Below are 12,682 nucleotides of genomic sequence, written 5' to 3' on the forward strand. Positions count from 1 at the left end.
ATGATTTAAATCCGTAAAAAACAAACTCTCAAAAACGAGCTTTAGAAAACATCAAATATTATATTAGATAATATCAATACAGTATCAAAAAGGATCACGTAACGCATACCGGTCTGCTGAACGCTTAAAAAGCCGATAAAAGCGAAGCACTCTACCGCATCAGTAGCAGCATAAATTTTAAGAAAATTCGCTTTAACGGAGAAAAGTGCTCTCATACACAAAAAAACTATGTTTTTTTGCTCAATCAAGAAGACGAAAATCTTTTAAAGACAACACAAGTTGTTACAAATAAAAAAGGCAGCACAATGTGCTGCCTTTTCTAAAAAGGTACATAGTGTACCTTATATTAAAACTGATAACGTACTCCTCCAGAAAAACTTGTTCCCGAAAAACCAGCCTTATTAAGCTTATGTTGATAGAGAATATCAGCATGCAGAGAGAACTGTGGCAACAATTTGGCATTAAAACCTAATCCAGCCTCTAGAGAAGAACCAAAAGCTCCTAACTTGAAAGCATCATTGAAATGCACAGACTGTTTTCCTTCAAAACCATGAGCAAGATAAAGCTTACCATAGAAAGCAATAGCATTCACGCCTTCAGAACCTGTAGGAATCTTGGTTAAGCGTCCACCAACACGTGCTACCCACTGATTAAGGTTACCCATTTCAATATTAAAATTGTCGATATCACGGGCCTTATTAAACTGGAGATGTTGATACACAACCTGAACCTGCGGATCAAAGACAAAGCCCTTATATCCTGTCATAATTGTCTGACCACCAGCTAAAGAAACACTCAAAGGATTACCTTTTAATGTTGCTGTTTTACCCCGTGCAAGGGTGAGAACATCACCTTTGAACAGACCATAGGATAAAAGACCGTCGACATAGAAGCCAACATTATGCTGCATGCTACCATATACCGTAACAGTCCATTTATCAAATGCACTCTTCTGGCTTTGCTCAACATTCACAGGCTGCAGAGAAAGTTTTCCATAAGTTCCCATAACGCCAAAGGATATAGCACTATCAGCATTTTCAATAGTTTGCAGCAAAACACCTGCCTCTACACCATTATAACTAAGATCACTTCCGTAACCATATTCAAGTGCGGACAGATCTGAAGCATAACGGTAACTTCCACCATAGCCGCGCAAGTATAAAGCGGGATTTTCACGAACCTCTACCATTCCTGTAGAAGTCATCCGCAACGTCTCCAATTGCTTATTTTGATTGCTAATATCCATCAAACCAGCGTGGAATACACTATTAGGCAAGCTGAGATAAGTTGGAACCTGTGGAACAACAGACCTTACAAATTGTTCAGGAAGGGCAGCAGATCCAACAGACTTAACATACTGATTTTCTAAACGGAAATTCCAAAATTCTCCACCATCCTTAACAAATTTCTGCTGAACATGCTCCTGTTTCGAAGTCGCTTCTGGAGCATAAGCACGAAGGGTGTATTTGTAAGGTGAGTTTCTCAGTGCAACATAATTGCCATCGAGTTGGAAAGAGTCTTTCTTCGCTTGACCATAGACCTGAATAATTGAAACAGTATGAGCAATCTTGGCATTCGCTTTACCATCTCCTACATTGCCCGCATCACCTCGTACATGTATTTTTGTTTTTCCAGAAACATCACCATGAATGACAAGCCGATCAGTGACTTGCTGATCACTCCGATCACGAGGATTTAAACGTGCATTGAGATGAATTACAGCATTACCCTGTGCCGCATAAACAGTTCCTTTCCCATTTCCAATATGGAGAGTCTGATATTTTCCTTCAGATTCCGAAGGTGCAAAATCAATAGCACTATTTACAAGACTTACAGAAGAAATGCATGAATCCACACATCCTGAATCTAGAGCCCCCAAATTCCTCTGTGCACTTCTTTTTAGAATCCACTGTGAATTATTAGCCAAGTCTAATTTTGCATAAGAATTTTTATCAACGCGAACACCGCCTGTAACAATAGAATTATCAACTGAAACCAATATGTTCGAATCATTCTCGGCTTTTAATAACAAGTCACCAGCAAGAGTTGTTTTATTTTCTAATGAAACACGACCACCAGAATTATTACCATAGATAGCTATACCATTTGCAACTTCAAAATCAGTTTTTTTCAACGAAACTGTCCCTGTTACGCCTATAGGTGTATTCTCCTGTTTGGATACAGCGCTCCGCTTAGCAACGCCTGTTTGCGCAGTTTCTAGATTCTGACTTCGAGTTTTCTCACTCCCTTCTTTCAGCGTTAGACCATCAAAATATATACCATAGGTTCCTTCACCTTCCACTTTAACAGTAGAAGACTCGATATTTACGTGATTCATAGTAGGACGAACGTCAGATGATCTCTTTTTTCTAGGAGAAGTCGTCTCATTCCCACTACCATTCACAATCCACAAAGCATGAGCATCAGTCACAACACTCCCATTTTTAAAATCAACAGAACCATTATCAATCAACAGAAAAGCTGCACGCCCAAAGTTATCTACAGAATCTAACTTATCCTGTCCTTTTTTCGCAATAATTCTCACTTTGTCTAATTTAACGCTGCCCCCAGATTCTGACCTTACTGCTACTCCCTTTTCCAGAGTAATAGTTCCAGAATTCATAGTTATCTCACCAACCTGACTCGCCAGACCAGTCACAGCCAAATTCCCCATTACGTTAATTTTCGTATCCTTTAAATTAACAGATGATCCAGAACCTGCCAAAGCGCCCACATAACGCGCATTGACTGTTCCAGCGTTCATCGTAATCTTTCCGCCCCTTTGCGCTTCAAGACCAATTAGAGAAGATTGAATTGTTGAATTTTTTTCCAAAACGACCTCTGCGCTATCTTCTGCAAGAACAGCACTCATAGCCTTTAATTCAGTAAGATCAACATTGCTTTCATTATCACCCCCCCCCATAATTGTAGCATTCTCCAACTTAATAACTGTATTCTCATTCTGTGCATGCATAGAATGCTGAACTTTATCATTCCCTTTCAGTATAAGATTTTTTATTGTATGTGTCTTACCATCACCGCATGCATAAAGAGCTTTCTCCACAGCATTACTCTCTTCGCTATTGTTCTGTATATCATTACACTGAGAAGAAACATCACCATCACCAGAACGACCCAATACAAGAACACGCCCAACAGGTCCACTAGGTTTTACGCCAGATGCAGCCGCCGATCCTATAGATGCAAATTCCTGATGTACACCACCTGTATCAGATCTCAAAAGTGAAACACTTGAAGGAGAAATTATAGCTCCAGATTCTCCAGACACAGAAGGTTCCGCCAAACCACCACTATCTCCTCTTCCACGAGCGTCAGTGACAGTATTAGAAACACGAGGAACAACATATTGATTTTCTAAGCGAAAATCCCAAACACTTCTACTATTCGCATTTCCACTACTCGCAATTAATTTCTCATCAAAAGGTTGTATTTCCGAAGAAGAAATGGTTGGACCATAAGCACGAAGAACATACTTATAAGGCAACCCTTCTCGTGTAATATAATCACCGTCTAGCCTAAAAGAATCCGCCTCTGCTTGTCCAAAGACCTGAATAATTGAAATACTATGAGATTGCTTATCATCTTGTTGTGTTCCTTCTGAAGTATCTTTTACACGCACTATCGTTTTTCCAGCAACATCACCATGAATCAAAAGCCTGTCAGACATTTGATCACTATCCGAAGTATTAGGAACTAAACGCGCATTAAAGTAAATATAAGAATCTCCAGAAGCAGCGTAAACCGTGCCGTTCCCATCCCCAACGCGAAGTGTTTGATAACCTCCATCTCTATTTTCAGATCGTAAAAACGCAATAACACTATCTTTGAGATCTATAGACGAAACACAAGAATCTATACAATCTGTATCCGAAGCTTCATTACTATACTTACTTTTTGCTAAATGCCATTCTGAATAATGAGATAAAAAAAGGTTTGCACTCGCGGTTCTATCAATGCGTGCAGAACCTACAATACTAGAATCATGAGCAAAAACCTTCAAACTAGAAGAACCTGTAGCACGCAATAATAGATCACCAGAAACTAATGTGTCTTGTCCTAAAGCAACAGAACCGCTCGAATCGTTACCATAAATGGCCACACCATCTGGAACCTTGAGAACAGAACGTCTTAAAAGAACCATATGCCTCCCATCTACTTCTGGTTCTTCCGAGAAAGATGCTTGGCTTTCTACAACACCTCCAGTAGTTACTGTAGCTATAGTTGCTCCTGCAACATCACTACTTCTTCTAACTCTAGCACTTGATTCTTCTCCTTCTTCACTTTGATTATTCGTTTCTAAACTTCTTTTTTCGAATTCTGGTTCACTTTCACCAAAATATATACCATACGAGCCTCTATCTTTTACTGTAATAACCGAATAATTGATAGCAGACCTAATGCTAGCATAGTCATCAGCAAAAGTATTCTCAACAAATTCAGTAAAACTATCGACCTTTCCAGGACCAGACCTTAAATTAATGACACCAAAGAGACCATTTTCAATACCGTAATTACTATTTATCCATAGAACAATAGCATTAGAACCGTTAAAGATTACACGATTAGAAGAAACAAAACCATCTTCCAATAAAAAAACAACACTCGGATCCAGTACACTAGAAGCAGCCTCTCCACCTAAAGTTCCTTCTGGAGATTCCTCATTGTTTCTCTCTTTTTCAGCAATATGAATTCTAACATCTTCTAGTGTAACAAATCCTTCGTCTTCCGCCAAAATCCCCACACCACCTTTTGCAAAAGTAATTGATCCAGATTTCATCGTTATTTGAGATCTACCAGAACTATGTAAACCAACTACATTCAGAGGTACTTTATCATTAACGACTTCCACATTAATATCTGTTCCCTCTAAAAAAATAGACGATTCAAAACTAGCTGTAGCACCCAAAAAAGTTTTTTTGATGCTTCCCCCCTTCATATGAATATTTCCTTTGTACCCAGCCTCAAGACCAGTAACAAAGTTCTCGATATTTGACTTCAGCAATTCAACCTTTGCACCTGCTAACGACAATACAGCACTCCCAAACCCCATAACAGCAGTTTGAGCATTAAAGCTTTTAGGATCTACACCAACGATAGATACACCTTCTACCTTTACACTTGTCGCCTTAGCAATATTTACAGTTTTGGATAAAGGTCCCCTTACAACGCCAGAACGCGAAGAGTCAACAACACTTACACGTCCGGAGGTATTCCCTCCTACAAGACTATTAACAGTTCTGGCAGTTCTGGCAGTTCTGGAACCTGCACCTCCCGTTACAACGCTAGAACGCGAACCATTCGCATTATCTATAACAAGACGACCCACTGCAAACACAGCATTATCACCGTATTTTTTTACACGAATCTTACCTCCTTTTATTGTATGTTCTCCACCGTCTACACATATAATGGATCCACGCTCTGACTCACCAGAACTATCTTCACACATATCTATATCGTTTTTAGGAAAAAGCGCAAAAAGAGGTATTCGTGAACCAGGAAGTTGTCTTATAGAAACGTACGCTCTAGGCAATGAACCCTTTGCTTCTGATCTAGGTTCAATGAGTACTTCTAAATATTGAAATGCTGAAGATAGTCCTGTAACTAGAGATTCAGGCGTTGGAACTATAGAAGAGATAGAAGAGATTGAGTCAGCGACAGATGTTTTAACTGTATCCAATGCAAGTGAAACTACCTTTTCAGCGATTGCATTAGAGACAGATGATGTAATTGAATTAGGAACAAATGACGCAAATGGAGATAATACAGGCGAAGAGAATGAGAACCAACCACTCCCCATAGAAACATCTACACCTTGCAAAAAGAAGAAAGCACTTGTTGTCAGTGCATACAAACGTGTACGCTTTTTAAATACATTGATCATATGTCAAACTTTCTAAATAATGTTGCAAAAACACTAGAATTAAGTGAAAATGAGGTAAGTGAACGGTTTGTAACATATGTTAGTCAACTTTACAACATAGTGTTATTTATCAGTGCGTCATTTTGTGCATAAAAATACCAAAGTTAAGTTTTTAAGTGCACAAACCCTTGTAATATTAGATAAAAGGATAAAATCACGATGATAAAATATATGAAATGGATGACTTCTGTTTTACTGGTTGCAATTAGTTTTGCAACGATTTTGTGGACGCATACGAGTATTGCAAATACGAGTACCCAGACAAATATAACAATTGATCATGTTTCAGGCACGACTTCTGTTCCCACTTCTCCGCAAAAGGTTGTTGTGTTTGATCTTGCCTCGCTAGATAATATGAATCGCCTTGGTATCCAAGCAGTTATCGGCCTTCCTGAAGGAAAAAAACCTTCCTATCTGCAACAATTTGACGATGCAAAATATGAAAGAATTGGAACCGTTTTTGAGCCAGATTATGAAAAAATTGCCACTCTTCAACCCGATTTGATTATTATTTCCTCCAGAACTCAAGCAAAATATAAAGACTTATCCAAAATAGCCCCAACAATTGATCTAACCGTAGAAAACGAAAATTCTCTTGAAGATATAAAACGAAATGTGTCTATCCTTGGAAAAATTTTTGGTAAAACACAAGAAGCAGAAAAGGAAATTGCAAAAATCAATGAAGCTTTTGCTGAAGTCCGTAAAAATACCCAAGGAAAAGGCACCGGGCTCATACTCATGACCTCTGGTGGAAAAATCAGTGCTTTCGGACCCAAATCACGTTTCGATATTTTTCACTCCGCTTTTGGAATTGCCCCTGCAACCGATAAACTTACCGTGCAAAAACATGGACAACTCATTTCTCCTGAATTCATTCTTGAAACCAATCCTGATTGGTTGTTAGTGATTGATCGCGATGCAGCCATTGGACGGGAAGGACAATCCGCAGCACAATTGCTCAACAATGAGCTTGTTCACCGCACAACAGCAAGCAAACAAAACCAAATTATTTATTTGGACTCTTGGAGTTGGTATCGTGCAAATGGTGGTTTAACAGCACTCATTGAAACCGCACAGCAGATCAATGAAGCCTTTACAAAGAGCAAATAAGCGCACGAAAGAGCTTGCTTGCTATATAAATAAAATTTAAAAGCAGAGGTTGTTTATTAAGCAGTCTTTGCTTTTTGTATATTTTGTTAGAAAATGATTTAACGTGAAGAATTACTGGATAACCATAACACTTCTAATTTTCCTGTCTATCCTCAGCATTTTTGTTGGTTATTCTGATGTCACACCTTCTAACCTTTTTGCAGCCGATCCCCATGCGTGGCTTATTTTTTGGCAAACACGTCTTCCTCGTACCATTGCAATCCTTTTAGTAGGCGCAGCACTTGCACTTTCAGGCATGATTATGCAACTATTAACACGCAATCGCTTTGTCGAACCATCAACCACTGGAACCATTGAATCTGCTTCCCTTGGCATTCTTTTTATTATGATTTTTTGGCCCGATATTCCTGTTTTAGGAAAAATGGTCGTTGCGACAATTTTTGCCATGGTAGGCACTTTACTTTTTATGTTTTTATTGCGACGCATTCCTCTAAAATCTGCTCTCATTGTACCCCTTACAGGGATTATGCTAAGCTATATTATTGGCTCTTTAACCAATGCCATTGCAGATTATGAAATGTTACTTCCTTCTCTTCAAGCTTACTTATTTGGCAGTTTTTCGATGGTTCTTGAAGGAAAATATGAACTCTTATGGCTATCTCTTCCCCTTTGTATTCTGGCCTATTGTACTGCTGATCGCTTTACGGTTGCAAGTTTGGGAGAAGATTTAACCAATAACCTTGGATTGAATTATCGTGTTGTCATGTTTTTTGGTCTTTTTATTGTCGCCTCAATCACTGCTGTTGTTGTGTGTACCATTGGCCGTATTCCTTTTGTTGGGTTGATTATTCCAAATATTGTTTCAAGTTTCATGGGAGATAATATGCGCTATACCGCTCCTTGGGTGGCCATCAGCGGTGCAGGATTGGTCTTGATTTGTGATCTTTTAGGACGAATCATTCATCCCTCTCTTGAAATTCCCATCAGCACCATAATGGGTGTAATCGGTAGTTTTATTTTTATGATACTGCTTTTACGCTGGAGAAAGCGTCTTGGATAGAAGAAGAAAAACAATATGTGTACTAACAACACTTATCATCATAGCATGCACTGTCATTAGTCTTTACATGACGTGGAATATCAATGTTTATACATGGAAATTTCGTCTTACAAAACTTTCCTCTCTACTTCTTATTGCCTATGCAATAAGCGTTTCCACGGTTTTATTTCAAACAATCGTTAATAACCGTCTTCTTACTCCTTCAATTATGGGATTTGATCAGCTTTATATTTTAATAAAGACTGCCCTAATGTATTTTGTAGGCTCTCTTTCTTTGCCCTTTTTGAATGAAGAAGGACAGCTTGTTCTTGAAGCCCTCATTCTTATCCTTTTTTCAATAAGCCTTTTTCGCTGGCTCTTTTCAGGAAGCCTAAAAGGACTTCATTTGACGCTTTTAATCGGTGTTGTTTTAGGCGGATTTTTTTTCAGTTTACGGATGTTTATGCAATTGCAACTAAATCCAGACCAAATGATGAATTTAACGGATATTATGTTTGCAAATTTTAATAAATTCAATACACCATTAATAAGCTTTGCCACAATCATTGTCTTCATTGTGAGTCTGATTGGATGGCATTCCCGTCATCTTCTTGATATTTTGGCTTTGGGACGTGAAAATGCTCTTAATCTTGGCGTTAATTACCACAAAAGTGCGACAGCTGTCCTTATTTTTGTTTCCATTCTCGTATCCATTTCCACCGCATTAGTAGGCCCCGTCACCTTTTTTGGACTGTTAGTTGCCAACCTTTCCTATGAACTTTCTCCTCAAGCAAAACACAGTATTGTTGTTCCAATTGCAATATTATTGGCTATTATTTGTCTGGTGGGGGGACAATTTATTTTAGAACAAATTTTTCATATGGCAGGGCGTTTAAGTTTTATCATTGAGTTTTGTGGGGGAATTGTTTTTTTAATGTTACTGATGAAGGGAAAACTAAAATGATTGAGATCAATCATCTTTCCAAGGCTTACGGAACACGATTGATTATCGATAATTTATGCCTTTATCTTCCAAAAGGGGGGATTATTTCTCTTATTGGGCCCAATGGTTCGGGAAAGTCAACTCTTTTAATGCTGATAAGACGTCTTTTGCCACACCATAATGGTACAATTCATATCGACGGCTTTGATATTGATAAAATGCCCCACGATATTTTGGCTCAAAAACTCTCAATTCTGCGTCAAGAAAATCCTTTGTCTTTTCGCTTAACCGTGTACGATTTAGTAAGTTTCGGACGCTATCCTTATTCAAAAGGCTGGTATACACATGAAGATAAACAATTTATCGACAGTGCGCTACGCTATCTCGGCTTACAAGATTTAAAAGACCGTTTTTTAGATGAACTTTCTGGCGGTCAGCGTCAACGCGCTTTTATAGCCATGGTTATCTGCCAAGACACTGATTATCTTCTTTTAGATGAACCATTAAATAATCTGGATATGAAACATGCGGTTTCTATGATGAAGCAATTACGCCGCACAGCTGATGAATTGAAAAAAACCATTCTTATTGTTATGCACGATATTAATTTTGCCTCATCTTACTCAGATATGATTGTTGCATTGAAAAATGGGAAAGCGGCCTATTGTGGGACTCCAAAAGAAATTATGCAACCAGAAATTCTTAAAGACATTTATGATGTCGATATTCAAATCAAAACAATTAATGACATCCCTATCGCTCTTTATTATCGATAATCATAAAGATTTTTTGCGCTTGCATGCACTATAGAATCTACTAGGGATAGTAAAATTGGCTTATTGGGGAATAGTTTAATGGTAGAACAGCGGACTTTGACTTCGTCAATCTTGGTTCGAATCCAAGTTCCCCAGCCCGTATTTAATGATTGTAGCTTGTCATCGGCTTTTGTATAATTTGAAAGCAGGTTTTGCATCAATTTATTTTTTTCAAAGGATCTTCAAAAACTTTCAAGGGTTATTTAAAATCCCTTTAATGCATATTTTCTCTTCCTCTAAAAATTGCAATTTGAGATGATAAGCTCTTGAGCCGGTGCGGATTCTTTGAACCACATGTATAAGATGTGCCAACCTCTTTTATCTTAAATTGGCTAAAGATTTTTCAGATCTGAGACACATCATTGAGAGAGAAGAATTTTTCTCTTGCGCAAGCAAAACAAACATTGTCTGGTAATCCTCTCGCAAATAAATCCTTTCCATAGTAATACACGTATATCTGGCTCTGTTTATGGGAAAGCCTTATCTAATAGCTATAAACCTATCTAAAGAGAGAATTCAAAAAAGAAAGCCGAGCCAAATGATATGACGCGGCTTTCAGATATTGATTATAAGATTCAAATGAATCATCCACAATGGAGTAATAAATTCATATATACAAAACGTATCATATTGCAAGTGCTCTATTTAGAAATATGAAAACTTATCAAAAGAAACGTAAATAATCGCTATGATTTTGATATCATTCATTAGCATTATAGAATCTATAAACGCTTGGTAACTTTATCAATCCAATCAAAAGAAAATGCATCTTAAATGAATGTCTTCTCAATAAGGCTTTCATAAGTATCTTTTCATTTTGCACTCAAATGTAACTTCTTTGCAAATTAACCAGCTCAAATTTGAGTTGGCAAAATCAACCAATCCAATTTTGGAGGCGTTATCTTTAGAATAGCCATCTTTAAACATTATAGCTTTTGACTCAAAATTGAATAAAATCCCATACCTTAGATGTTACAATGGTTTTGAATTTTGCTGCCTCATTTTTTTCAATAGGTGCCTCCAAAATTTGGGGAGCACTCATTTGGTTTCATATTTTTAAACTGTAACTTTTAAATGTTTTTTCTCACTTGCTTGCGTTATATCATTAAAAGGCTTTCAATTTCATAAGACATAACATTGTGATTTTCATTCTATATTGTGATGATAGTATCTATATAATGCCTGCCTATCATTTACTAACTTTTTAGTAAGTGTTTTTAAAAATGATCTTGTCTTTAAATCCTTTTATGCAATCTTTATAAATTAAACCTATAAGCTTATGATAGTTTCAAACGATTATTCCTTTTAAGGTTACACTCAAATAAAGAGCAAAACACATCCATTCTTAAACGTATACAATTTATGTTATCGATAATTCCAAACGACTGAAATTTAAAACAATGTGATTTGTGCTATAATAAAAACGTATCATAAAATTTATGAACTGTTATGAATGATAACCGCTTTTCATTTCATTTGAATGCACCTATGCGTTATAGTATTTGCATCATGATTTGCTTTTTATAGTCTATACATCCATGGCAATCTTATATAAAAAATGATCAATTCAAACATGCATAAAAGTAGGGCTTCTTAAGTGGATTCATATAAAATAATTGTACTTAATATATTGATTTTATTAGTTTTTATGTACAATGCCTTTTTAACTTCATAAAGATATCAATTTCCTTGTAAAGAATATTCCTCCCATTCCAATAAAAGACTCAATATAAGTGCGATGAGGGATAGCTTCTATGATTTTACAAGTACTGATCGCTGGCCATGCAATAACGCCGACTGATGTCCAAGCCAATTAGACCGCCTGTGGAAACAGGCAGGTTGTGGGGCTGAATATAGTGGAACAGCACCGAACGGATAAGCCACGCGTCGTAAGTAAGCCTCTTAGCTTGCATAGCTTATAGGTTTTGGAAACAGACAATTATTATAATTCAGGTATTATAATTCAGACAATTAAAGATCAGATCTCAAGCTTTTTAATCCAGTGGACAAACACGAATAATATGTCCGTCTGGATCTTTGATTAGGAAGGTACGTCCAAATACATCAGTATACGGTTCCTTCAAAACATTTATCTCAACAGTGGTTTGCTCTTTCCATTCCGCATAGAGCTTATCTACGTCCTCTCCAGTAGGCAACATAATGCCGATTTCTGAAAAACGAAGTGCATTTGCCTCAGGCGTATCGCCCCCAGACCAGAGAGCAAAGAGAGCATCCCCCGAAGAAGCAAATGCAACATAGCGTGGCGAGGTAAACACAGGTTCTTTCTTGAAGATGAATTTGTAAAAAGCCGTAGAATACTCTATGTTTGAGACGTATACCAACTGTAGGTTTGGGGTAACAGGATAAGTAGGGATATTACTCATAAATTCTCCATGATTTAGTAGTAACTGCCTGACATGATACACCTATATTAGGGAATATTCCAAAAAGAGTTTATGATGCCTCCGTTCGCGGTGTGTTCTATTTGTATGTTTTTACTCGCTTATTGCTATATGCTAAAATATCGAGGACGCCCCTACTGGGATTATAATGATATCCCTATCGCTCTTTATTATCGATAATCTAAAGATTTTTTGCACTTGCCTACACTATAGAATCTGCTAGAAATGGTAAAATTGGCTTATTGGGGAATAGTTTAATGGTAGAACAGCGGACTCTGACTCCGTCAATCTTGGTTCGAATCCAAGTTCCCCAGCCAGTTTGTATGTAGCTTGCCTGTAGCTTGCCAGCGGGTGTAGCTTGCCAGCGGGTTTTGTATATTTTGCCACTAGGTTTTGTACCAATTTATTTTTTCTCAAAGAGTTTTTAAG

At 37.5% G+C, this 12,682-nt stretch carries 6 protein-coding genes, 2 tRNA genes and 1 pseudogene; 6 read left to right on the top strand and 3 right to left on the bottom strand.

Annotated features, from left to right (window positions below):
* Positions 1–346 precede the first annotated feature (346 nt).
* A complete protein-coding gene (locus ACFINM_RS07990) occupies positions 347–5,905 on the bottom strand; it encodes an autotransporter outer membrane beta-barrel domain-containing protein (RefSeq protein WP_375641038.1) in 5,559 nt (1,852 codons plus the stop codon).
* 198 nt (positions 5,906–6,103) lie between these two features.
* Here ACFINM_RS07990 and ACFINM_RS07995 point away from each other — a divergent pair, with 198 nt between their 5' ends.
* From ACFINM_RS07995 to ACFINM_RS08015, 5 genes are all read left to right on the top strand, one after another.
* Positions 6,104–7,054 carry a siderophore ABC transporter substrate-binding protein gene (locus ACFINM_RS07995; RefSeq protein ID WP_375612402.1) on the top strand — a complete coding sequence of 317 codons (951 nt, stop codon included), beginning with the start codon at positions 6,104–6,106 and terminating at the stop codon, positions 7,052–7,054.
* A gap of 103 nt (positions 7,055–7,157) precedes the next feature.
* Positions 7,158–8,114: an ABC transporter permease gene (locus ACFINM_RS08000; RefSeq protein WP_375613670.1), complete on the top strand. Its 957-nt coding sequence runs from the start codon at positions 7,158–7,160 to the stop codon at positions 8,112–8,114.
* A 67-nt stretch (positions 8,115–8,181) separates the two neighbouring features.
* Positions 8,182–9,057, top strand: coding sequence for an iron chelate uptake ABC transporter family permease subunit (locus ACFINM_RS08005; RefSeq protein ID WP_375621641.1), 876 nt, complete (start codon positions 8,182–8,184; stop codon positions 9,055–9,057).
* Positions 9,054–9,812 (top strand): ABC transporter ATP-binding protein, encoded by a 759-nt coding sequence (locus ACFINM_RS08010; protein WP_375641039.1) that lies wholly within the window; start codon positions 9,054–9,056, stop codon positions 9,810–9,812. Before ACFINM_RS08005 ends, ACFINM_RS08010 begins: the two co-directional genes overlap by 4 nt.
* Before the next feature lie 64 nt (positions 9,813–9,876).
* Positions 9,877–9,947 (top strand) — tRNA-Gln (locus ACFINM_RS08015).
* 1,576 nt (positions 9,948–11,523) lie between these two features.
* Here ACFINM_RS08015 and ACFINM_RS08020 read toward each other — a convergent pair.
* Positions 11,524–11,613, bottom strand: a pseudogene (locus tag ACFINM_RS08020) (DNA adenine methylase); the annotation flags it as partial.
* A 232-nt stretch (positions 11,614–11,845) separates the two neighbouring features.
* Positions 11,846–12,235 carry a VOC family protein gene (locus ACFINM_RS08025; protein WP_375630289.1) on the bottom strand — a complete coding sequence of 130 codons (390 nt, stop codon included), beginning with the start codon at positions 12,233–12,235 and terminating at the stop codon, positions 11,846–11,848.
* A gap of 261 nt (positions 12,236–12,496) precedes the next feature.
* Between ACFINM_RS08025 and ACFINM_RS08030 the strand changes: the two genes are divergently transcribed.
* Positions 12,497–12,570, top strand: a tRNA-Gln gene (locus ACFINM_RS08030).
* Positions 12,571–12,682: the final 112 nt, after the last annotated feature.

Origin of the sequence: Bartonella sp. AA168HLJHH (genome assembly GCF_042197365.1) — a bacterium.
GTDB lineage: Bacteria > Pseudomonadota > Alphaproteobacteria > Rhizobiales > Rhizobiaceae > Bartonella.